General features: G+C 35.5%; 21 protein-coding genes. 2 read left to right on the top strand and 19 right to left on the bottom strand.

Annotation, left to right across the window (positions count from 1 at the left end; genetic code table 11):
• Positions 1–82 precede the first annotated feature (82 nt).
• The 8 genes from AC4GZ8_RS12145 to glcT form a co-directional block, all read right to left on the bottom strand.
• Entirely contained in the window at positions 83–2,179 is a 2,097-nt protein-coding gene (locus AC4GZ8_RS12145; protein ID WP_491082109.1) for a peptidoglycan D,D-transpeptidase FtsI family protein, read from the bottom strand.
• 212 nt (positions 2,180–2,391) lie between these two features.
• Entirely contained in the window at positions 2,392–3,261 is an 870-nt protein-coding gene (locus AC4GZ8_RS12140; protein ID WP_491082108.1) for an NAD(P)-dependent oxidoreductase, read from the bottom strand.
• A 56-nt stretch (positions 3,262–3,317) separates the two neighbouring features.
• Positions 3,318–4,106, bottom strand: coding sequence for an SDR family oxidoreductase (locus AC4GZ8_RS12135; protein ID WP_491082107.1), 789 nt, complete (start codon positions 4,104–4,106; stop codon positions 3,318–3,320).
• A gap of 94 nt (positions 4,107–4,200) precedes the next feature.
• On the bottom strand, positions 4,201–5,229 hold the full coding sequence (gene splB, locus AC4GZ8_RS12130; protein WP_491082106.1) for a spore photoproduct lyase: 1,029 nt from the start codon (positions 5,227–5,229) through the stop codon (positions 4,201–4,203).
• A 148-nt stretch (positions 5,230–5,377) separates the two neighbouring features.
• A complete protein-coding gene (gene ptsP / locus AC4GZ8_RS12125; protein WP_491082105.1) occupies positions 5,378–7,096 on the bottom strand; it encodes a phosphoenolpyruvate--protein phosphotransferase in 1,719 nt (572 codons plus the stop codon).
• Complete coding sequence (locus tag AC4GZ8_RS12120) at positions 7,096–7,362, bottom strand: phosphocarrier protein HPr (protein WP_491082104.1); 267 nt, start codon at positions 7,360–7,362, stop codon at positions 7,096–7,098. The genes ptsP and AC4GZ8_RS12120 overlap by 1 nt, the downstream gene beginning before the upstream one ends.
• Before the next feature lie 100 nt (positions 7,363–7,462).
• A complete protein-coding gene (gene ptsG, locus AC4GZ8_RS12115) occupies positions 7,463–9,568 on the bottom strand; it encodes a glucose-specific PTS transporter subunit IIBC (protein WP_491082103.1) in 2,106 nt (701 codons plus the stop codon).
• Between the two features lie 234 nt (positions 9,569–9,802).
• Entirely contained in the window at positions 9,803–10,642 is an 840-nt protein-coding gene (gene glcT, locus AC4GZ8_RS12110; RefSeq protein ID WP_491082102.1) for a glucose PTS transporter transcription antiterminator GlcT, read from the bottom strand.
• Between the two features lie 257 nt (positions 10,643–10,899).
• On the opposite strand from glcT, the gene AC4GZ8_RS12105 reads away from it, so the two are divergent.
• Positions 10,900–11,337 (top strand): hypothetical protein, encoded by a 438-nt coding sequence (locus tag AC4GZ8_RS12105; protein ID WP_491082101.1) that lies wholly within the window; start codon positions 10,900–10,902, stop codon positions 11,335–11,337.
• 139 nt (positions 11,338–11,476) lie between these two features.
• Here AC4GZ8_RS12105 and AC4GZ8_RS12100 read toward each other — a convergent pair whose 3' ends face one another.
• The 5 genes from AC4GZ8_RS12100 to AC4GZ8_RS12080 form a co-directional block, all read right to left on the bottom strand.
• Positions 11,477–11,560, bottom strand: a complete 84-nt coding sequence (locus AC4GZ8_RS12100) for a putative holin-like toxin (RefSeq protein ID WP_491082231.1) — start codon at positions 11,558–11,560, stop codon at positions 11,477–11,479.
• A 125-nt stretch (positions 11,561–11,685) separates the two neighbouring features.
• Positions 11,686–11,955 carry a hypothetical protein gene (locus AC4GZ8_RS12095; protein ID WP_491082100.1) on the bottom strand — a complete coding sequence of 90 codons (270 nt, stop codon included), beginning with the start codon at positions 11,953–11,955 and terminating at the stop codon, positions 11,686–11,688.
• A gap of 433 nt (positions 11,956–12,388) precedes the next feature.
• Complete coding sequence (gene pfkA / locus AC4GZ8_RS12090; RefSeq protein WP_491082099.1) at positions 12,389–13,348, bottom strand: 6-phosphofructokinase; 960 nt, start codon at positions 13,346–13,348, stop codon at positions 12,389–12,391.
• A gap of 453 nt (positions 13,349–13,801) precedes the next feature.
• The gene (locus AC4GZ8_RS12085) at positions 13,802–14,515 is read right to left on the bottom strand and encodes a thermonuclease family protein (RefSeq protein ID WP_491082098.1); all 714 of its coding nucleotides are present in this window, start codon (positions 14,513–14,515) and stop codon (positions 13,802–13,804) included.
• A 21-nt stretch (positions 14,516–14,536) separates the two neighbouring features.
• Positions 14,537–15,634: a M24 family metallopeptidase gene (locus tag AC4GZ8_RS12080; RefSeq protein ID WP_491082097.1), complete on the bottom strand. Its 1,098-nt coding sequence runs from the start codon at positions 15,632–15,634 to the stop codon at positions 14,537–14,539.
• 740 nt (positions 15,635–16,374) lie between these two features.
• Here AC4GZ8_RS12080 and AC4GZ8_RS12075 point away from each other — a divergent pair.
• A complete protein-coding gene (locus tag AC4GZ8_RS12075; protein ID WP_491082096.1) occupies positions 16,375–16,596 on the top strand; it encodes a hypothetical protein in 222 nt (73 codons plus the stop codon).
• A gap of 276 nt (positions 16,597–16,872) precedes the next feature.
• Here the strand turns inward: AC4GZ8_RS12075 and AC4GZ8_RS12070 are convergent, their stop codons facing one another.
• The 6 genes from AC4GZ8_RS12070 to AC4GZ8_RS12045 form a co-directional block, all read right to left on the bottom strand.
• Entirely contained in the window at positions 16,873–18,801 is a 1,929-nt protein-coding gene (locus AC4GZ8_RS12070; protein WP_491082095.1) for a heavy metal translocating P-type ATPase, read from the bottom strand.
• A 302-nt stretch (positions 18,802–19,103) separates the two neighbouring features.
• Positions 19,104–19,610 carry a TlpA family protein disulfide reductase gene (locus AC4GZ8_RS12065; RefSeq protein WP_491082094.1) on the bottom strand — a complete coding sequence of 169 codons (507 nt, stop codon included), beginning with the start codon at positions 19,608–19,610 and terminating at the stop codon, positions 19,104–19,106.
• A gap of 92 nt (positions 19,611–19,702) precedes the next feature.
• The gene (locus AC4GZ8_RS12060) at positions 19,703–21,028 is read right to left on the bottom strand and encodes a polysaccharide biosynthesis protein (RefSeq protein WP_491082093.1); all 1,326 of its coding nucleotides are present in this window, start codon (positions 21,026–21,028) and stop codon (positions 19,703–19,705) included.
• Between the two features lie 120 nt (positions 21,029–21,148).
• Positions 21,149–22,222, bottom strand: a complete 1,074-nt coding sequence (locus AC4GZ8_RS12055; protein ID WP_491082092.1) for a Ger(x)C family spore germination protein — start codon at positions 22,220–22,222, stop codon at positions 21,149–21,151.
• On the bottom strand, positions 22,219–23,310 hold the full coding sequence (locus AC4GZ8_RS12050; RefSeq protein ID WP_491082091.1) for a GerAB/ArcD/ProY family transporter: 1,092 nt from the start codon (positions 23,308–23,310) through the stop codon (positions 22,219–22,221). The genes AC4GZ8_RS12055 and AC4GZ8_RS12050 overlap by 4 nt, the downstream gene beginning before the upstream one ends.
• 14 nt (positions 23,311–23,324) lie before the next feature.
• Complete coding sequence (locus AC4GZ8_RS12045; protein ID WP_491082090.1) at positions 23,325–24,809, bottom strand: spore germination protein; 1,485 nt, start codon at positions 24,807–24,809, stop codon at positions 23,325–23,327.
• Positions 24,810–24,862: the final 53 nt, after the last annotated feature.

The following is a 24,862-nucleotide window of genomic DNA, read 5'->3' as shown; positions in this document are numbered from 1 at the left end:
GATGATCACCTTTATTTTGTGATGAGAGCAATGAATTATGTAATGAATCATTTAGCAGAAATAGACAAAAAAGAAGAGGCAATTATTCCTCTTCTTTTGATGTTTTTTCTTGATCAATTTCAGTTGTTGTAACATATTTCTTTTGAAGATCAATATAAGCTTTCACGATTCTGTTTGCGATATATTTATTTACCGCATCTGAGTCATTGCTTGCCCATGGCACGACAACACTAAATGCGATTTCTGGATTTTCGGATGGATAATATCCTACAAAGTTTAAGTTATTTGTTTGCTTACCCCAATATTCACGTTTTGGACCATAGTAATTTGTTTGTGATGTACCTGTTTTACCTGCTACATCATAATTAATGTATCTTGATGCAGTTCCACGAGCAGTTTGAACAACCATTTTAAATCCTTGTTGAACACGTTCAATCTCTTCAGGTGTATTATTTATACGGTTTAGCACTACTGGTGATTTATCTACTGCAATTGGTCCCAGCGTATTATCCTCTACAGGTGTATGAATGCTTGTTACAATTCTTGGTTGAACACGCGAACCGCCATTTGCAATAACAGAAACATATTGCGCTAATTGAAGCGGTGTATATGTGTCAAACTGCCCGATTGCAATGTCCAAAATTTTACCTGCTGTATCAGGTGTACTTTGTAAACCTGATGATTCCTGTGGTAAATCGATACCAGTTGGAACACCAAGACCAAATTGAGCAAAATAATTACGAAGCTTTTGGAAATCTTCTGTTGACACATTTAATGGTCCATTTTTCACATATGTTACATCAGCAATTTTTAAGGCAACATGAAACATATACACATTTGATGAAAGTTGTAAGGCGCTTAAATCTGTCATATAACCGAGATTTTTATAAGACCCTTTCGGAGGAGTACCTTTAAAATATAGCTTAGTATCATAAAATCCTTTCCCAATTGGCAAGCCATCTTGATAGCCTGAGAGGACGGTCGCTCCCTTTACGGTTGAACCTGCTTCATATTGAGTTGCAAAGGTTCCATAGGCAAAATCAAGCATTTCACCGTTTCGATTTTCAGGATCCAGCATCTTTCCAACCATTGTTAAAACGTCACCTTGATAAGGGTCCATCATCACAACAAAGGCACGGTCCATAAGGAAATGACTTCTAGATGCTTTTCGAAGTTCTTCTTCAACAATTTTTTCGACTTCCATTTGTAATTCCATATCAAACGATAGCTTTAGATCATATCCTCTTTGTCCCTCATCAACGACCTGCTCTGAAACAATGTTTCCACTTTTGTCTGAAATGTACTCCACTTTTGCTTTTCTAGGATTTAAATAGTCTTCATATTGATATTCGAGGTAACTTTTTCCAACTCGTTCATTTCTAGCATAACCTCTGGCACTGTAGTAATCCTGACGTGACTGGAGAATCCCTTGCTCAGGTGATGTCACCCCGCCAAAAATGGATTGAAGTGAATCATACGGATATTCACGTCCCCAATCAGTAATCACATCAACTCCAGGTAACTGTTCTAGATGCTCTGCAACTAGAGCAACCTCTTCATCTGTTAAATTTAATGATTTGACAACCTGTGGTTCATATTGGTAACCAGACGAAAAACGTGTATAAATATAAGCTAATTCCATTTCTTCCAAGCTATTTTGTATTTTTTTAATTTCAGCTTCCGGAACACGCTCTACTTGCAATTTATAGGTTTCAGATGGCTCTAAAGTCAATTCACTTTCAGATAATAGTTCTTTTGCTTCTGTCGGATTTGAAGCTAACCAATAATCTCGAATATCACGTTCCTTTAGCTCTTCTTCTAAGTATTCACGTTCATAGCTAATGTACTCCGCAAGCTTGATAGCCGTGTTGATTTTGTCTTCAGCTTTTGTCGTTTTATCTACGGTATAGGTAATCGCTGGTACCCTTTTGTTATCAACGACAACACGGTTATAACGGTCATACATTTTTCCCCTTGGAGCTGGGAGGCTTGCATAATCTGATTCCGTCCTAGAGACTTCCTTCGAAAATTCTTCCCCCTGAACAATTTGTACAACTCCTAACCGAACGATTAGAGCAACAAATAATAGAAAAACAACAAAAAAGAACACATTGGTCCTAATATATCTTGATTTTCTAAGCTTTCGCTGCTCTGATTTATTTGTATTACGTTCTGTCAAAGAACTCCCTCCTATCTACTGTTTTTTCTATATGAAAAATCATGATTATTTTAGGCTACCCTTTATTTTACCACTATTATGACAGAAGAGATAGATTTCATTTGACATTCATGTGAAAAACGAGAGGAAAAAATAAAGAAAAGTAGCTGTCCTTTTTTATTGGACAGCCACTTATTATTAGACGTTTTTTCATAGAAAAAGTTGTAAAAAAATCAACTTTCTTGCCATAATTTCACTAATGCTTGAGTACCTTTTTCTTCATATCCTGCTTTTGCTAATTGCTCATATAATTTATATGCTAGTTCTAATCCTGGAGTGTAAAGCTCCATAGCATTTGATTCTTCAAGCGCTATCCCCATATCTTTAATGAAGTGTTTAATATAGAATCCTGGTTCAAAATCATCTGATAGCATACGTGGAGCAAGATTGCTTAAAGACCAGCTGCCTGCTGCACCTGTCGTTATACTCTTTAATACATTTGCAGGGTCTAAGCCTGATTTTTTGGCATAGGAAATCGCTTCACAAACCCCGATCATTCCTGCCGCAATAGCGATTTGGTTACACATTTTCGTATGTTGCCCTGAACCAGCTTCACCTTGATAGACGATGTTTTGTCCCATTATTTCAAACAAAGGAAGACAGTGATCAAAGGCGTCTTTATCACCGCCAACCATAATAGCTAGTCGAGCTTCTCTTGCACCAATGTCCCCGCCAGATACGGGTGCGTCAAGCGACTGAATATTTTTCAGCTTTGCTTGTTCATATATTTTTTTAGCTAATGAAGGTTGTGAGGTAGTCATATCGATCACATATGTACCTGGTTTTGCTGAAGAAATGATACCATTCTCGCCTAAGTATACGTCTTCGACATCTTTAGGGTAGCCAATCATTGTAATAATAAATTCACATTCTTTGGATAGCTCGCTTATTGAGTTAATCCAAGTAGCACCTAATTGTATCAAACCTTTTGCTTTTTCCTTTGTTCTTGTATAAACATATAATGGATAGCCTGCTTGTAGGATATGTTTTGCCATGCTTTGCCCCATTACACCTATTCCTATAAATCCAACCTTTTGTTTCATCGGTTACTCCTCCTAAAAATTTATTAGATAAATGATTGTAAGATTAAGCCTTTGCCTTAAATTGACTTGACCATTCCCCCGTCAATTAAGAATGTTTGACCTGTCATAAAGCTATTATGATCAGACAAGAGAAACGCAACATAATTTGCGAATTCCTCAGGTAAGCCATATCTGCCAAGCGGAATCGTTTTTCTCATCTTTTCTTCGATTTCTTCCTTCGAAATCCCTTGATTTTTTGCCGCTGTTTCATCCAAGAAGGCTACTCGATCTGTAGCAATCCGACCAGGTGCTACTGTATTAATTAATATTTGATAAGGTGCCAGCTCAGTAGCTAGTGTTTTTGACAAACCGACAATTCCTGTTCGAAATGTATTTGATAAAATAAGACCAGGTATTGGCTCTTTTACTGATGAAGAGGCAATATTGACGATTTTTCCACCCTTTTGTTTCATATGTGGCAGTACCTCTCTTATCATACGAATATAGCTAAGAAGGTTTAATTCAAATGCATGCTGCCAATCTTCATCTGTCATTTGTTCAAATGTGCCCGCAGGTGGTCCTCCTGCATTATTAACTAACAGATCAATAGAGCCTAGTTCAGCTACTGTCTCTGAGACTAACTTTTCAATTTCTTGCTTATTTTTTATATCACAGGTTTGAAAAAAAATACGACCATTTCCATTCGTACTCTCAAGTTCTGTTTTTATTTTTTCTAATTTTGCTTGGTCACGGCTAGAAATCATTACATTCGCACCCTGTTCAAACAATTTCTCTGCGATTGCTTTCCCTAATCCTTGGCTTGAAGCAACTACTAAAGCATTTTTACCTTTTAAGTTAAGATCCATATTATCCACCCCTTATGTATTAATAACTTATTTTACCATTATTTATCTTCTATGATAAAATAAAAAAACCCATCATTTGATGGGAGCTACCTTGTTACGTAAAATATTCAACTTTTGCAAAAGGGAAATAATGATGAACATAGTCTTCAAGCGTATTTCTTAGTTCTTGTTCTTGATCTTTTTGATAAATATATTTTCCAATTCCATATCTTCCCCATTTGTATCTTCTTTCTTCCTCATTTAACTCAAGCTTTGTTTTAGGGTAGTTTTTTTGTATGACTCTTTTTGCAGGCTTTGTAAATCGATGTTGAATCATCTCAAAAGTAATATCATCTCGAACATCGGTTGGTAGAGATGCATTTAGCTTTTTAAATAATTCTCTATATCCCTCTTGCCATCCATCGTGTATATAAATTGGTGCAATAATAAAACCCAATGGATACTTTGCCTTTGCAACTTTACCTGCCGCCTCAATACGTAGATCTAGAGGCGAAGTTCCTGGTTCAAAATTTTTAATAACGTAATCAGCATTAATACTGAAACGAAATCGAGTTTTTCCATTATGTTTTGCATCCAGGAGATGATCAACATGATGAAACTTTGTAACAAACCTTAATCTTCCCAAATCAATTTGACCAAAAAATTCAATTGCTGATTTTAGAGAATGTGTCAGATGGTCGATTCCGACAATATCTGAAGTACAGGATGCTTCAAAACGGGTAACTTCTGGAGCTCTCTGTTTGATATACGTTTGAGCTTGTTCAAAAATCTCTTCAATATTCACATATGTGCGAATATAAGGTTTACTTCCCATTGTAGTTTGTAAATAACAATAATGACAATGCCCCATACAACCTGTTGCTAGTGGAATTGCATATTCTGCAGATGGCTTTGATGTATCAAATTCTAATGTCTTTCTTACACCTACAACTAAGGTTGATTTAGCATTTCGGTATTGTTGTAAGTGATTTTTTCCAGGAATATTACGAACTTGGTTATGTGATGTGGTTTCTCTTATTTCCAACCCCATTTTTTCAAATTTTTCTTTTAATTCTACCCCACGAGGATATTCTAAAGCTCTCGGTTCTATATAAACTAGTTGTGGAACAAATGGTTTAATCATGATTGTACCTTCCTTTATTGATATCAATAATAAGTACTATACTTCATTACATTTTGCATTTCGTTCCACTAGTAGTCACATAAATAATTTCCTATTTACAAAAGGCTTACATGCAAAAAGGACAGGCTATGGGCCTGTCCTTTTAAAATTAATCTAGTTGAAATGTTTCTTTTACAAAAGCAACAACTTCTTCTGTAGTATCCATTGATAAAACAGTTTCTTTGATGCTTTGTGCTTGTTCTTTAGATAATCCTTTAATTTGTGTACGTGCTGGAAGAATTGACGTAGCACTCATAGAGAATTCATCAAGACCTAAACCAAGAAGTAATGGAATTGCGATTGGATCGCCAGCCATTTCTCCACACATACCAGCCCATTTTCCTTCTTTATGTGCTGCATCAATAACCATTGAAACAAGACGTAAAATTGCTGGATTGTATGGTTGATATAAATATGATACGCGCTCATTCATACGATCTGCTGCCATTGTGTATTGAATTAAGTCATTTGTTCCGATACTAAAGAAATCTACTTCTTTCGCAAATTGATCAGCCATAACTGCAGTTGATGGAATTTCAACCATCATACCAATTTCGATCGAATCTGATACTTGAGTACCATTTGCAACAAGCTTTTCTTTTTCTTCTAAAAGAATCGCCTTTGCTTCTCTAAATTCAGTAAGTGTCGCAATCATAGGGAACATGATTTTTAAATTACCGTAACTGCTTGCACGTAATAGAGCTCTTAATTGAGTACGGAAGATGTCTTGTTCTTCCAAGCATAAACGGATTGCTCTAAATCCAAGGAATGGATTCATTTCTTTTGGAAGATGTAAGTATGGTAATTCTTTATCTCCACCGATGTCTAATGTACGAACTACAACTGGCTTATCTCCCATTCTCTCAAGAACTGTTTTATAAGCTTCAAATTGCTCTTCCTCAGTTGGAAGTTGATCTCTTCCCATGTATAAGAATTCTGTACGGTATAGACCTACACCTTCACCGCCATTTTCTAATACACCTTTAACATCATCAGGAGTTCCGATGTTTGCTGCAAGCTCAACATGTTGGCCATCTTTAGATACAGTTGGCTCGTTTACAAGTTTAGCCCATTCAGCTTTTTGAGCTTCAAATTTTGCTTTCTTTTCTTCGTACTGTGCGATCACATCTGAAGATGGATTGATAATAACATCTCCATCAAGACCATCAACTATTACCATTACGCCATTTTCAATTGAAGCTGTCGCTTGCTTTGTACCAACAACTGCTGGAATCTCCATTGAACGAGCCATAATAGCTGAGTGAGAAGTACGTCCGCCAATATCTGTTGTAAAACCTTTAACAAATTGACGGTTTAATTGGGCTGTATCAGAAGGAGTTAAATCTTCAGCAATGATCACGACTTCTTCTGAAATTAGACTTGGGTTAGGAATTTGCACACCTAACAAATGAGCGATAACACGCTTAGTAACATCGCGGATATCTGCTGCACGTTCCTTCATGTATTCATTGTCCATGGATTCAAACATTGAAACGAACATGTCTGCTGTTTCTTTCATAGCGAATTCAGCATTAACACCTTCTGTTTCAATTTTATCTTTGACAGGATTTAATAATTCTGGATCACTTAGGACAAGTAAATGAGCTGCAAAGATTTCTGCTTTATCTGCACCTAATTCACGATTAGCGTGCTCTTTAATCTTTTCAAGTTCTGATTTAGAAGTGTTAATGGCTTCTACAAATCGATTTTTCTCAGCTTCTTTATCTGTTACTGTTTTTTGTTCTATCTTTAATTCTGGTTCCTCTAAACGGTATGCTTTTGCAATCGCAATACCTGCAGAAGCTCCAATCCCTTTTAGGTTACTCATTATTCGCCTAGCCCTTCATTTTTGAATGTTTCTGCTAAACCTGCAACTGCTTCATCAGCATCTGAACCTGCAGCAATAATTTTAATTTGAGATCCTTTTGGAATACCTAAAGACATAACACCCATAATTGATTTTAAGTTAACTGTTTTACCATTATATTCAAGGTTTACATCTGAATCATATTTACTTGCAGCTTGTACCAAAACTGTAGCTGGACGAGCGTGAATTCCTGAATCTGCCGTTACTGTAAAAGTTTTTTCTGCCATTTTTCATCAATCTCCTTTAAAATTCTACATTTTTCTCAAGTTTTTATTTTATCAGCCACACTAGTCAAATGACAAGTGCGGCAGCTTTTTTGTAATTAAATTAATCTTCAATCGAAATCACATCAGCATCTTTTGCAGCTACATTTCCTTGTGCTTGCAGTTTAACTGATTGTCCTTCTTTCAAGTTTGTAAATACAATCGGTGTTATAACAGATGGTGCATTTTCTCTTACGAAATCAAGGTTTACTTCAAGAAGTTTTTGACCTTGTTCAACAATGTCACCTTCTTGTACAAATGCTTCAAAGCCTTCACCTTTTAAATTTACTGTATCAATACCAAAGTGAATCAAAATTTCTTTTCCACCATCAGATTGAATACCAATCGCATGTTTAGTAGGGAAAACATTTAGAATTTTACCATTTACAGGTGAAACAACTGTTCCATTTGTAGGGAGTATAGCAAAACCATCACCCATCATTTTTCCAGAGAATACTTGGTCAGGAACTTCTGTGATTTCTTTAATTTCACCAGTAAGCGGTGCTACAAATGTTTCGTCTACAACTTCGTTTTTGATTCCGTCAGCCACAACATCTTCCACTTGTTCTTGAACTTCTTGTTCTTGAGAATGTGTTTGAGTTGCTGCCGGACGCTTTCCTGACATAACGTCCTGAATTTGAGTTTTTAAGTTATCAGATTTAGGACCGAAAATCGCTTGAATATTATTTCCAACTTCAAGGACACCTGAAGCTCCTAATTTTTTCAGACGATCTTTATCAACATTCTTACTATCGTTAACTGTTACACGTAAACGTGTAATACATGCATCTAAGTGCTTAATATTACCTGAACCGCCCAGTGACTCTAATACTTGTGATGGAAGATCTCCTCCAGATGCTTTTGCTTTTCCTTCATCTGCAGTTTCAACATCCGCATCTTCACGACCAGGTGTCGCTAGATTCCATTTACGGATAGCAAAACGGAATCCGAAGTAGTAAATAACTGCAAATACTAAACCTACAGGGATTACTAACCACCAGTTTGTTTGTGGGTTTAAAACTCCAAATAGTAAGAAGTCAATTAATCCACCAGAGAATGTCATCCCAATTTTTACATCTAGGATATGCATAATCATAAATGATAAACCTGCAAATACAGCATGAATACCAAATAGTACTGGTGCTACGAATAAGAATGAGAACTCAAGTGGTTCTGTAATACCTGTTAAGAAAGAAGTTAATGCAGCAGAACCCATTAAACCTGCAACAACTTTTTTGTTTTCCGGCTTTGCTTCATGATAAATAGCAAGAGCCGCAGCTGGTAAACCAAACATCATGAATGGGAATTTACCTGTCATAAATGTACCTGCTGTTAAATCCTGAACACCATCACGAATTTGTGAAAAGAAAATAGTTTGGTCACCACGTACAGTTTCACCAGCAGCATTTACATAGCTGCCGAACTCAAACCAGAATGGCGAGTAGAAAATATGATGTAAACCAAACGGAATTAATGAACGTTCAATGACACCAAAGATAAATGCTGCTAGCGTTCTATTAGCATCTAATAAGTTCGTTGAGAAAGCATTTAAACCTGTTTGGATTGGAGGCCAAACAAAGTACATCACAACCCCTAATAATACTGTTGCAGCTGCTGTAATGATTGGAACGAAACGTTTCCCTGCAAAGAATCCTAAGTATGATGGTAATTCAATTGTAAAGAATCTATTGTACATTGCAGCAGCAATAATACCAACGATAATTCCACCAAACACCCCTGTCTGAAGTGTTGGAATCCCTAAAACATTTCCATAGGCAGCACTATTGTTGGCTAAGAACTCAGTTAGTTCTGCCCCGCCTCCAGGAATAATGTCTAATCCTTTTAAAATACTGCTCATCGTTACATTCATTATAAGGTAACCAATTAAAGCAGCAATACCTGCAACTCCATCACCATTGGCTAGTCCAATAGCAACACCTACAGCGAATAATACAGGTAAATTCGAAAAGACAATGTTCCCTGCGTTCTCCATCACACTAGCAATTAGCACAACCCAATCACTTGTTAAAAATGGAGCTATATCAGTTAGTGTTTGGTTTTGAAGAGCATTCCCTAATGCAAGAAGCAAACCTGCTGCTGGTAATAATGCAACTGGTAACATCAGGGCACGTCCAACTTTTTGTAAGACGCCAAATGCATTTTTAAACATGATTACAACCTCCTATTTTGTTCCTTAATTCAAGTAATAAAAGTTTGTGAAGCTAAAAAACACCCTGTATTAACCGTTTTCAATAATCCATTAATGGGGGATTACACACAAAAAAGGCATGGTGAACATGGTTTTCCTCTGCTATTAGGTATAGTTCCCCAAAATAGCAAATAAAAACACCTTGTTCACTCATGCCTGATCGAATCAGTAACACGTGAATAATATCGGTTACAATTATTTATTTGTTAATCGGTATAAGTGCATTGTCAGATAAACTGCTTCAGCTTCATAAACAGGCTTTTTTAGGACCTGTTGCATGACTTTTATCATTTTCCAAGAAGTATTGTAGCATAATGGATATTCCTTTTTCAACAAAAAAGATAATTTTTCTGGTTCAGAAACGGATTCCCCAGAATTAACCCTCTCAATAGTATAACGAAGATGGCGAATTAACCTTAAATAATTGACGCTGTCCCGGTCAACCTTCACCTTTAAGGAATCTTCAATTACCTCCGTTAAACGACTGATTAGCTGAGAATACTGATTCACTTCTGATAATGGTTTATTTGATATAGAGCTGTGAATATGAAGAGCGATAAAGCCTATTTCACCTTCCGGCAACTCTACAGATAACGCATTATTTAATAGCTGAATAACTTCTGTAGCTAACTCATATTCAAAAGGGTAAAGAGATTTTGTCTCTAATAAAAAGGGATTCTTCAGATCCATCCCTTGTTGCAACCGCTTTAAAGCAAATGTTATATGATCAGTAAGTGCAATATGAATATGCTCATTAAGCGGCTTTTCAACCCGTTCAAATATATACCGTATAGCATCTTGAACAACGTCAAGCATTTCTTCATCAACATCAGATAATAACATTTTATATTGCTCTTGTTCTTTTCGATTTGTAAGCACAAACATTTTTTCATAGCTCTGTTCTTGAATAATGTCTCCATGTTTTTTCCCAAAGCTTATGCCTTTACCAATTAAAACCACTTCACCGTAGGATTCATGTGAAGCGATTAATACATTGTTATTTAATGTCTTTATTATTTTAAAGGACTCCTTCACGAAATCCACAGCTCCTTTACATTCAATCTAACATATCGTACAAAAGTTAAGCATGGACGTCAATAAATTTGTCGATTTTTGTAGTAAAAAGTATATTCATTTTATTTCAGTACTTAAGAATCAGTCTTCTGATATAACTTTAAATCTAAACAAACCTAAATATTACCAATCAATACTCTTCAAAGATTAGGGAAACATTTTTCGATTTAGGAATAAATTTTAAGGATAGGGAAGGCTATAAAAAGAGGTGATCTAACTTGAGGAAAGTAATAGTATTTACACACCTAATTCTTTTTACCGGTATTATGCATTTAAATCATGTTCATGCTAACGGACATCAGGAAATAAAAATTTTAGACATAGAATCAAACAATATTATTCATGAAAAAAATAGTTCAGCCATAATTGATCATGAAGTAAAAAAAGCATTAAAAAGTATTAAAAACATTACTGTTCAAGCAAACCCGCTACCTCAGAAGGGATACCTTATTAAAATCCCTTTAACAACGTCAATTCATGTAAAAAACAAATGGCTCGAGGAATATATTACGGAGGTTTTATTCGTTTACAATATAGAAGACAACAATCAGTCTAGACTTATTCTATATAATGATGAAAACACCCCCCTCTTTTTTGACATTCAGTTTGATTTCACAACATTATTTAATGAATTAAAATTTGAGATAAACGAGTAATGGCTGGTACACAGATACTGCTTCTTCTTTCTCTTTGTGATATAATAATAATCGATTGACCGTGGATGTTGCAGCATCCACAGTCTGCAGTTTTCATTCGGATCAACACATTTAACTTTTGCAGGCCTCAGTGTGGGGTCTATTTTTTTTGCGAGAATGCCAAAATAGCGATGATTAAAGAGGCAAACGAAAACATTGATACTAAACTTTCATATATGGTCAACAAGCATCACCTCCTTTCAGAAGGGGCTTGTTCGATCCAATGAAACTGCAACCTAATTGTACCACATCAAACCCAAAAATAGAACAAGTGTTCCTATTTTAGTTATATTAGCCTACTCCACTTCTTTACACTCTTTTGATCACAACTGTCGGCTTTTTTACTTGTTCGATTGTGTTTGAAGCAATTTTCACTTTTGCTAATATCCCTTTTAAAATCTCATCATCGTCTGCTTTCTTATTAATGTATAATTCCGAAAAATCATGTATTGCCCTGGCAAGTAATTCAACAGCCTTATCCTGGTCACTTACTTTTCTACCTTTAACATCCTTCACAGAGTGTTTTATCATTTCATTTGCTATCTCCTGGATCCACTTCGCCTTTTCTTTTTCTGTCATTTTCTTCTCCCCCCAATTTAATAAAAATCTGTCACAAGTTCTTTCTATCCATCATACGCTTTACAATGATGTTTTATGGCAAAAACAAAAACGAATGCTTGTTCATTTTTTAAAAAGGGATAAATATTTGTTTACAATAGTAAGATTTATAGATTGTCTATAGGTTTTACCCTATCTTTTTAGGGTAATACATAACTAAGCGCGCTGCGAATGACATCATACTAATACCAAAGCAAGACGCTTAATAAAGTGGCGCGGCCTAGGAGCCGCAACGATATAAGAGAGGCAGGGCTTATATCTTAAAGGCGTCAGTAAAAACCGAATATTAAAAAGTATTCCTTTACTTACATAAGGAATTTACGACAACAAAAAAAGAGGCTGGTCAGTACGATCCTATTAAGTACTGGCCAGCCTCCATCAATGTTTATTGATTTTATATTGACAGCTCTTTAGAAAGTGTGTATACATCTTCAGGAAGAGGATCACGCTTCTTTAAAAGTTCGATGATATCTTGATCAACAATTTCTTGTTTTTGCATCCCAATGGCTCGACTCGCTTTCCCTTCAATTAATAACTCTACGGCTCTAGCTCCTAATCTAGAAGCTAAAACACGATCAAAACAAGTTGGTGAACCGCCTCTTTGAATATGCCCAAGCACTGAAATTCTTGTTTCTAATTGGTAATCTTCCTTTAACTTTGCTGCCAGTTCACTTGCAGAACAAACACCTTCTGCCAAAACAATAATGGAATGTTTTTTTCCTCTAGCAATCCCTTTTTTCAGCTTATCAACTACATCATCGATCTCATACGGCTTCTCAGGTACGATAATTGTCTCTGCACCGACAGCTAACCCTGAAAACAAAGCAATATCCCCTGCATGACGCCCCATTACTTCAATAATAAATGTTCGATCATGTGATGTTGCAGTATCTCTGATTTTGTCAATACTGCTTATCACAGTATTTAATGCGGTATCATAGCCAATGGTATAGTCTGTTCCGGGAATATCATTATCAATGGTCCCTGGCAGACCCATACAAGGAAAACCCTTTTCCGTTAATTTTGCAGCACCTCGATATGACCCATCGCCACCGATCACAACAAGTCCTTCAATACCTAATTTTTTTAGCTGTTCAATTCCTTTGTATTGTGATTCATCTTTCTTGAATTCCTCAGATCTTGCAGAATATAAAATCGTTCCACCTCGATGGATGATATCTCCTACAGATCCTAATTCAAGCTTTTTTATATTTCCTTCCATTAATCCTGCATAACCTTGATAAACACCATATACATCTAATCCTTCATGTATGCCTTTTCTGACAACTGCACGGATTGCAGCATTCATTCCCGGTGAATCTCCCCCGCTTGTTAACACTGCTATTTTCTTCATAAAAACCATCCTCCTTTGTTACAAACCTCTTAATTTTTATGTCTAGGACGACAACGAATATGCTAATTAAGGTAAACCTTAAATTTTTGACACATTGGAAGAAATATTTTAAACAGTAAGTTTCAAAACAAAAGCTTTTCACCAAAAAATTCCTCCTTTATAGATTTGCCTAAATTTCTTATCCTAAACAGCTATTTATTCGTTGCTTTTGCTCACTCCAACAAAGATAAGCTAATCACTCATCATTTGACTTTCAGAAAAAATCTAAAAATAAAAAAAGGTGACATGAGCGTTTTTAAACACTCATATCACCTTTTATCCCACTCTTAACGGGCAGTAAGATCCCCACTAAAAGCTTCAGATTTTACCAAGAATGTAGGTAGAGGATTAATGTCGATTCGTTCAACTATCCATCAGCGGGGGATGATTCCTCCATTGATGGATGTTTAAACTTTATCTTTTCACTGCTCGATAGCCTGCTTCTTCCGCTTCTTTTTCGGTACAGAATATTTCTTCCGGCTTCGTAACCTTGTAGGAAGGAGATTGTTCAGTATGATAGATTTTTTCTCCTTTTGAATTTATGTTTCCTTTAATATTACAACTAGAATTAAAGGTTGCCTTATTTTCTGGATCTTCTTCTGTCCCTTGATCCTGAAAGCCATCATCGGTTGCATAGTTTTCAAGGCTCCATATTCCAATCTCTTTTTGTTGAGCTTGCTTTTGAATATCATAAAATTCATCAATATATTTTGTATTTGGCTCGAACACATATGCAACCCTTGCTAGCCCTTTTTCAAGCAATAGTTTATTAATCATCTGATCATGATGGTAGACATATGCGAGCAATCGTCCATATTTATCTCTTTCTCCTATCCCCAGTTCAACTTGAACCTCTTCTCCATTCACTTTTTCTTTCAAAAAGTCACTAGCTTCAGGTCCGAATGGTTGTACTGCCTTTGAGGGATGAACTGTTTCCGGTGTATCAACTAACAATAGGCGAATTGTTTCCTTCTTTCCATCGATTATGACTTGAAGTGTATCACCATCTACTACCTTTGTTACTTCTGCATTTAGTAGATTAGCTGTGTGATCGCGACCACAACCTGCTAAAAGGAATAACACGAAAAGAAGAAGTAAGTAATGGCTCCTTTTTTCAATTTTCATCATGATAAATACAATCCTCTAATTCTATTTTATAATCAAAAATTCTTTAGGAAACTTCGTTAATGTTTCATACCCGTCCTGAGTAATAACAACATCATCTTCTATTCTCACTCCGCCTATTGATGGTATATAGATTCCCGGTTCGATTGTGTAGACCATTCCTTCTGCTAAACATTCATCATTTGTAAAACTCATTGATGGATACTCATGAACATTAATACCTAATCCATGGCCAAGACGATGTGGAAAAAACTCACCATAACCAGCATCCTTTATGATATTTCTAGCTAGTGTATCTAAATCACCAATTCTTGTTCCCGTCTTACTTGCTTCCAATGCAGCCATTTGCGCCTGAAGAACTGTGTCATAGATTTGCTTTTGCTGGTCCGTTGCTTTTTTATAAACAACGGTTCTTGTAATATCCGAGCAATAACCATCCAAGACAACACCAAGGTCAAAAAGAACAAAATCACCTTCTTTTAATGTTCTCAGACCCGGGTTCCCATGAGGGTCACCAGATTTTTCACCGAATAATACCATGGTAGAAAAGGACATCTCACGGACTCCTTTTTTCTTTAATTCATATTCAATTGTTGCTAATACTTCCATTTCGGTAACACCTGTTTGAAGAGCATCTATACCGATTTGGACTCCAAAGTCTGCCAACTTTGCCGCTTCTCTCATGATTTGTATTTCATGATCATCTTTTATAACACGAAGATGATTTAATTTATCCTCGGCAGATATAATTTCTGGATGATCTGTTATCTTTAACAAAACCTCTGCGCGACTATAAGGTGTCACATCTTTTTCAATAGCAAGCCTTTGGACATAAACTTGACGTTGTTTCAATTCATGATCAATCAATTCCCAAGGATTTTCATGATCACTATATCCTATCACTTCATATGACCAACCCGCAGATTTTGCTTGGTTTACTTCCATGTTTGGACAAACTAAAAATGGATCTTGCTCCTTAAACAAAAAAATCCCCATCAATCGTTCATGTGGGTCTGTATAAAATTGTGTAAAATAGAAAACATTTTCCTTTGATTGGACAAAGCATAGATCGATATCTTGATCTTTCAGCCATCCCATTACTTTTTCTAGACGCTTTTTCATAATGTCACTACCCTTCAAAAAACTTACTATTTCATGATAACAATCAGCATTAGAAAGCACAATGCATCAAGCCAAAAACGGTTCTTATTGTCACCCTTCATTACTCTAAGATAAATAATCAACTCTCAAGTTATGAATTCTGTGTTCATGGATAGTATGAAAACCTATAATAATAACCAATTCAAGCAATAGGAAGAAAAATTATCATCAACCGTGTGTGGTTTGGTTTTATGACAAGGTATTAAAAAACAGTACCAACTAGGAAGATAAAAAAGATGAATACTGAAATCAAATCCTTAATAAGCTTGAACGAATGGGTGTAAAAGATCTAAGAATGAACTTAATTCTAAATATACCATTACCCCATTGAAAAATTGTATAGAGCAAACGGTGGATCTTTATAGGGAGTTGTCACGGATCGCAAGAGAAATGGCGGTTTTAAATTTCCAAGTAAAAGCACACTGCTAGAAAATTTATACTTTGTTAGCTGTCTGCACACCCTTTCTGAGGGTTTAATGGTCACTCTATCAGGTCAATTGACACTGAACTTATACTAGGAAAAGATATAAATTGAATCATGAAGAGAAAAAGTTAAATATGGATATAACGTCATTATTTAAAATCAACCAAAAGTAATATTTGTAATCTGTTTTTAATATTTCCTTGATACTACAAAGGTTCTTTTTCTTGTATAATGATCCTATAATGCAATCTTTCTTCCTATTAAGGAGTTGTTCGTTGTGCTTCAATGGGTAAAACGTCATTTGATTTTTGTACTTTGTATGATGGGAATTCTTGCCCCAATTGTAGGTATGCTTTTAATTGATACCTTTTACTATAGTACGATCTTCGGGTGGATCATTGGCTTTTGCTGCTTCGTCACATCATATATCATTGTTTGTAATCAACCGGATGAAGAAGAAGTTCCTGTCTCAACATCAGAAGAGACAATTAAAATGTAAAAGAACAAGCGCAAGCGCCTTGAACAGCCTAGAGCAAATAAAACGCAAATGAATAGAAGACGTTCTTTGTCTTCAATTCATTTGTTGTTAGACCCTAGAGGAGCTAGGCGCTGGCAGTCAAAAAACGCGACGTCAATCTCCTAGACTGCATTTGCACATCCTGTGCTTTGAAGATGGATGACGCGCGCTTATCCACAGTACAAGAATTTTATAATTTCCTATACCACAAAAAAGAGGGATTCCATCGTAAACAATCGGTGGTATCCCTCTTTTCATTTATATTCCTCTGAGCAATCGCAATCCATTTAAGATTACGAGAATTGTACTTCCTTCATGACCAATGACACCTAACGGCAGATCTAACACTTGAAAGAAGTTTGAGCAAATTAATAAAGCGATAACGGACATCGAAAACACAATGTTTTGCTTAACAATATGGTTCATTTTATTCGATAAAGTTAATGCGTCGGTTAACTTAGATAGTTCGTTTTTCATTAACACGATGTCAGCTGTTTCAAGAGCCGCATCTGTTCCTTCTCCCATTGCAATCCCTACATCTGCTGTTGCTAACGCAGGAGCATCATTTATCCCATCTCCGATCATTGTTACTGTACCATATTTTTCTTTTAATAATTTTATTTCTGTGGCCTTGTCTTCTGGCAAGCATTCTCCCTTAAATAGATCGATTTTAAGCTCTTTTGAAATTGCTTTTGCTGTTTCTAGACTATCACCCGTTAACATAACCGTCTTTACACCATTTTTTTGCAACTTTTGAATAGCTGCTTTTGCCTCATCTCTTACAACATCCTTTAATGCAATGAGTCCGATGATTTGCCCTTCACGTTGAACATACACAATTGTCTTCCCATCTTTCGAAAGAGTTGCATTGATGTCGTTTTGAAAAGAATCCGCTATATCTCTTCCCACAAAATCAGCTTTACCTATTTTCCAATGTACTCCATGAATATTTGCGCTCACACCATAACCTGATTTTTCCTCAACAGAGGTCATTTGTGCTACTTCAGCAGGAAAAACTTGATTAATTTTCGCGACAATTGCCCTCGCAAGTGGATGGTTTGATTGATTTTCGATTGATAGAACAGCCTCATAAAATTCTTTCGATTCCACATCATCTAACGTTAAAATATCCGTTACCTCTGGTTCTCCTTTTGTTAATGTACCTGTTTTATCAAAAACAACAACCTTTGTTTTACTTAATCTTTCTAAGTGGATGCCTCCTTTAAATAAAAGACCTTTTCTAGCACCATTTGAAATGGCAGAAAGAGTAGCAGGCATAATTGAGGCTACTAGTGCACAAGGAGAAGCAACTACCATAAGCACTAATGCACGGTATATCGTTTCATTCCAGCTCCACCCGAGTAAATAGTGTGGTAATACCATCATAATAGCAACCATGATTAACACTGCCTTGACATAGGTTCCCTCGAACCTTTCAATAAACTGTTGTGAAGGAGATTTTTCTGATTGTGCAGATTGAACAAGATCTAGAATTTTTTGGAACATCGTTTCAGTACTTTTTTTGGTAACTGATACAGTAATAGATCCACTGCCATTTACTGTTCCAGCATAAACTTCATCATTTATTTCTTTTTCAACAGGCATTGACTCTCCTGTTATCGGAGATTGATCAATTGACGTTCTTCCAGATAAGATATAACCGTCTGTAGCAATTCTTTCACCTGGCTTGACTAAAATTGTGTCACCGATTGTTAAGGAAGAAACATGTACCCGACGTTCTTTACCATTTGCAATAAGCAAAGCTTCTTCTGGCTGTAAGCTCATTAATGATGAGATTTCACGTTGACTCTTGTTCATTGTATAAGTCTCTAATGCGCCACTTAAAGCAAAAATGAAAATTAAAATGGCACCTTCAGCCCAATACCCAATAATAGCAGAACCTATTGCAGCAAAGATCATGAGCAGTTCCACGTTCAATGTTCGTTCCGCAATGGTTTCTTCGATTCCTTCTTTTGCCTTCGCAAATCCTCCTATTACAAATGCCAAGATAAATAATGGAATCGCTGCACTTTCATTTCCTTGTACATTAAAGTACCAACCAAACCCGATTAGAATTCCTGATATAACCGCATTGATTAATTCAATATGTTCGATCCATTTCATATAAAACCGATTTTTATTCGAATCAATTTGATGTTCTATTTGTGTAGCACTGTTGATTTGCATCCTACTTCACTCCCTAATTGAGAATAAGATTCATCATCACTTCCCAATATTTTTCTCTTTTTCTACCTTTATCACTCTAAATGCTTATAAATAATAATATAATACGATTATAACAAATACGAATTCTTTTTCAAGTAATAATTATTATAATTATTACTTTATAATAATTATTGATAACGATAATTCTTCTCACTATTTTATTCTTTCCCATTAGTATAGAGAATTTAACTTTTTGAGGTTCTTTCGAAGTAGTTTTTTCCTTTCCAAACGGATAAAAAAGAAACAGCCACACTGGCTGTTCCTTACAGTTGATCAATTTGTTTATGAAGCATCTCTGATGTAATTGGACCTAATATCTTTTTTTTGATATTACCCTTTTTATCAATAATAAACGTTGTTGGCAGACCAATGATTTTATATTGTTCTGCAACCTCACCTTTCACATCCAAAAGGACCGTAAAGGGAATGTTTGACTTTTTAATAAAGTGAAGGACACCTTGCTTACTTCGCTCTGATGAGGTAAGGTTAACAGCGATTAATTCCACGTTATCTCCTTTTTCTTCATAAAATGTTTGTAATTCTGCTAATTCCTCCTGACAATATGTACACCAGGTTGTCCAGAAGTTCAAGACAATCGTTTTTCCCTTTAGATCTTCCAAACGAATCGTTTGATTTTTATTAGTTTCAAGTCTAAAATCACTTGCCTCTTGACCTTCATTTAAGGCATTTACCTTCGATATATTGTTCATTTCGATACTAGTTAATAGAAAAATAAAAAGAAAGACCTTAAAAAATTTTGCTTTATTCATTTCAACCACCACCTTGTTATGCTTGTTATTACTATTACCAACAAGAAAAAAAGGTATGTATACAGACAACTATTTGCCTGCATACATACCTTTTAATACGTAAACTTCTTTCTAAGAAAATAAACACTCACACCCAGCTTTTTACAAATCGTTACATAATGCATAAGCATAAGAAGTACTGCTCCCATATTCATCCCAAGAATGATCCCCTTCATTTGAAGAGTTTCCATTGAGCCAAGTACATACATCATCCCGAAAGAGATAATATGTGACCAGACTGTATGAAAAAGGGCATCCTTTACTAAACCTAGACCAATTAAATAAGCTTGCATTGGAATAATGAAGAAGTGAAACAGAAAGTACGGCCATAGCAATTTTAAATAAATAGAAGCAGCTGATGATTCAAAGAACAGATGAGTTAATGGTTCAGCATAAAAATATATTGCTATCATGGCAATCCCACCATATAGCAATGTGATAATCATCGATTGCTGAAGCAATCGAATTAATTTATTATTTTCATTGTTTGCATATGCTTCAGATACGTTTGGAATTAACATAACCATTAAAGAATGTCCGATAAAAGCTGGGAAAAAGCCAATTGACATCGCAACACCAGCAAGCATACCATAATGCTCATTTGCCATAACCGTGGAAAAACCAGCTGCAATTAACGCTGCCTTTACTAAAAAAGGTTGAATCGCATGTGTAAAAGAATGAAAAAGCCTTAATCCTGTCGTCGGAAACGAAACAGCAAAAAGTGCTCGACGCACTTTGCTTCCTCTTATATATTTATTCTTTTCTTTACTAAGAATTTGAACTTCTATAAAATACATCGCGACTAAATATGTACAAACAAGAAGTTCACTGCCAATTAATGTAGCTAGTGCTATTAAAAGCGCTAATTCGATGTTGAATTGAAACGATTGATAAACCCAATAGAGTATGGCGAGTTGAACAAGTTTTTTAAAAAAATTAGAAACAGCTATTTTGCCCATATGCTGGACACCCATAAAATATCCTCTGGCGATGGAAGAAATCGATACAACAGGGATAAGTAAGGTAATAAGCCATTTCACATTTGGATGATATCCGTGAAAAACAGGAAGATACGGTAATACGATAACAGCACAGGCAAAAAACAAACAAGTGAAAATGAGCGTGAGAATTAACGTGTGCTTTAGCATATAAAAATGCGTTTCACGTTGTTTTTCCGCAATAAATTTTGAAATGGAAACAGGAAGTTCGAGGCTTGCAATGATCACCACAAAAAAGATAACCGGTAGAATGGACATGTACATTCCCATTCCTTCTTCTCCAAGCTCCCTAGCTAAAATCATATTAATAAAAAATTCTAAGCACTCTCCAAAAAATGCGGCGATGACAAGCAGCAATGTTCCTTTAACAAAAGTATTCATGATGTCTTAGTCCCCTTATCTTTTACAATTCCATTTCTAAAGGATATGAGACAAGGTTCCTAAATAAAACAAGCTTTTTATTAAATTTTACATTTTGTCAAAATTCTTTTTTCTAATTAATTAGTCTACAACACCAGATTCGGAAATGGTAATATCAGCATGAACATCCACCTGTAGCTCTGGTATTCGCTCTCTCCACTCCTCAATTTTAAAGGTCCGGATCTGTGAGCGAAGATCATCCCCTATTCCAATTGGATCTATTTTAAGCTCTTTAAATTTCTCGATTAAAGCCAACGTTTCTTTTTCCATTTCTTTCTCAAATGCTTGAATAATTTCTCCCTTTATTTTTGGGGTAATCTTTTCACCTGTATATTCATTTATATATCCTTTTAATTTTATATCAATTTTCACCTTAAGTGGTTGTTCAGAAATCACCTTTAGTTTTCTTGAGGATGACAAACTTTTCACAACCGCTGAGTCTTCTGAATCCGGGATATCTACGGTGTGAGAACCTTTTGAGTATTGATCAGTGAGTACTTTAAAAAACAGTAGTTTTTCATTGGGAAGTTCTGTTACAACTTTTTCATCATCCATTAACACAATCCCATCTATTTCTACATTTCCATTTTGTACATTTTTCTTTAAAATAGGCAGGAAAGGATCTTGACCTTGTGAGTAGTGTTGATATAAAAATAAATGTAAATTTGTTCTAGGCAAATCACGACTTTCAATATTATGTAAAATTAAGTTTGACATATATCTTGCTGCCCCAACTGTGGCAAAATCACCTTCCAACAGTGTCATTGCTTCATCCCTTGTAACAGCTAACAATAATCGTTCTCCAATTGATGCATCACGCTGTAATGTATCAACGATTTCTGATAATCCTTTCCTGGCTAACTTCTCGCCGAACAAGGCAACCTTCAGTTTCCCTATAACAAGAGGATCTTGAGATTTTTTTTGCATTTCCGACATTACATCTCGACTAAGCTTAGACTCACCAATAATTTGATAATCTCTCACAGGCTGATCCTTCATATATGTATTAACATCTGCCGTCCCGCGGATGTTTCCATTTTCTGTTAAATCGTATGCCACGGCAACAATTAAATTTACATCATCAATAACTTCTTTTTCTACACAACCTGAAAGGAGAAAGATTACAACGATTGTTAATAATAATTTAATCCTCATCTTTTTCTCCCCTTAACTTTTCTAAAGATAGAATTAATAATAAAGAGACACGGGATATAACCAAACATAATATAAAATCCAGTTTGTCCAACTAGATCATTTAACATATTAATATGCTCTCTTGTTTGTGTTAAGGAAATGACCATAAAAGATCCTAGCAATATGATCACAAGGATAATTTTTTGATTCACTTTAAAAGTATCTTTTAAACATCTGGTAGCACACCAAAATGATAAACAAACATTAGGAAGAATAATTAAACACCAATTGGCAATTCCTATATATTCAAAACGTTCAACAAATGGCATTTCAACGATCTTCCAAATAGTCAACGTGGCCCACACATTTTTCTGTAGCTGTTCTTCACTAAAATAAGCAAGAGAAACCATCATGATTAACGTATAGATTACAGTACTAAATGCAACACCCATATGTGCCCATTTTTTTGATTTGTCTGGATTTTTAATAAATGGATAAAAAACAAGTAATGCTTCAAATCCAATGATTGTTAATGACATACTTTTTGTAGATTGCGCCATTTCTTTTAATGAATGATTCAAAGGGGGAGCAAGATTATTCAACTCTGAAAATTCCAGTGGAAACAAAAAGGTAAACAACACATAGATTGGGAGGATTACCCCAAAGAAGGTAATACCAGTCACAACACGAAAGCCTCCAGAAATGATATAAAAGACAAGAAAAAGAAAAACGGACGTAAAAACCCATACATCCAAGTCTGGAAACATCCACACTTGGACAATTTCAATATACGTTCTTAGAACCGTTATAGCTAGTAAACAAAAATAGAGAGCTAAACAAGCACTTAATCCCCCTCCAATCCATTTACCCAAAATCTGTCTATGGACTGTGGTTACGTTACCGCCTGAGTTTTTTAAAATCTTGTATATCATCCATAATGAAATGTGAACCATGATCCCAGCAATAATAACTGAAATCCAAGCATCTCTTCCTACTTTTTCAGATACAATTCTTTGAAAGCCTAATACACCGACTCCAAATTGAAGGGAGTGAATTAAATAAAATACTAAAAAATGAGATACTTGAAATCGCTCAGCTATTTTGATCATGGTACTCACCTCGTTTACTCATCAATGTCTTTATTTTTTCTTGCTTTTTTAGATGAAAACCGAATTGGATCTTTTGGCCGCAATTGTTGCGGTCTTTTTGACATTAATGAAAATGGCAATCGAATTAATGCATCCTTCATGTCAACTGTTCTTGGAGGATAGATCGGTTCTAAAAACGGTCTTCCTAACGATGTTAACCTCAATAAATGTGTTGTTAAAAAGCAAAAACAAAGCACAATACCTAATAAACCAAACCACTCAGCAAATAGTAAAAATGGGAATCTAAGCATTCGAATCGTGTTACCCATTGCATAAATAGGTGTAGTAAATGAGGCAAGTGCTGCTAATGCAACAATAATAAGCAAAATATTACTTGTTAAACCTGCTTCTACCGAAGCTGTTCCGATAACAATTCCCCCAACGATACCGATTGTCTGACCAACCTTAGTAGGAAGTCGTGCTCCTGCCTCACGTAATAATTCAATCGTTAATTCTAAAAATAGCGCCTCTAATAATGGAGGTAATGGTACCTCTCGACGAGATGAAACCAGTGTATTTAATAAATCATTAGGTATTAATTCATAGTGATACGATAAAGTAGCGACATAGACAGGTGTAACCAAAATAGAAAATGCAACGGCAAATAATCGAACAAGTCGAATAAATGAAGCGTTTACCCAATTGTAAAAATAATCATCAAACGCTGAAAAGAATTCGACCAAGGTTGTTGGTCCTATCAAAACATGTGGAGAACCATCCACCATAACGCCTACTTTCCCTTCAGCAAGAATAGAAGCAACCCGATCAGGCCTCTCCGTATCCAAGAGCTGAGGAAATGGTGAGTTATGATTATCTGAAATCATCTGAGTAATAAACGAACTGTCACTAATTTGATCAAATTCAATTTCATTGATTCGCTGTACCACTGTACGAAAATTCTCTTCATCTACAATATCTTCAATACATAAAACAGCAACTTTTGTCTTAGAAAGTTTCCCAATTTGCAGCTCACGGATTCGTAATTTTTCATCAGGAATTCTTTTACGAATTAAATTTATATTTGTTTCAATTGCTTCTACAAACGCTTCCTTTGGACCTACAACACTAAACTCAACTTCCGGTAATGAAACATCACGAGCTTTATTAAGAGTAGCCTTGACTAGCAAACAATGGACACCATATTCCGTTAACGTAATAAGAATATATCCGTCAAGCAGCTTGTCTTTAATCGTATTTGTATCAGTTGTGAAAAGGACCTCTTCAATCGGAATTGTATTTTTCAACTCGATAAGAGACTGCCAATTATTATCTTTAAGTGCAGGAATCACCATCTTTTGAAGCGTCCCTGTATCAATTAATGTACGAAAATACGAGTACCAGTATTGAACATTGTTATTCTTATCGCTATATTGAATAAAATCAGAAGACATTTTAAATTTATTGACAACTTGTACAATTGATTCATTTACTAAATTATTTTCTGACGTTTTTTTACTCATTTAATTCCGCTGCACGCTCCAATTAAGTCATTTTTCTTAGGTTTCCAATTTTT

Source organism: Metabacillus sp. RB-C-LZQ-3-1 (assembly GCF_058315175.1).
This window is presented reverse-complemented; position numbering and strand designations above follow the sequence as displayed.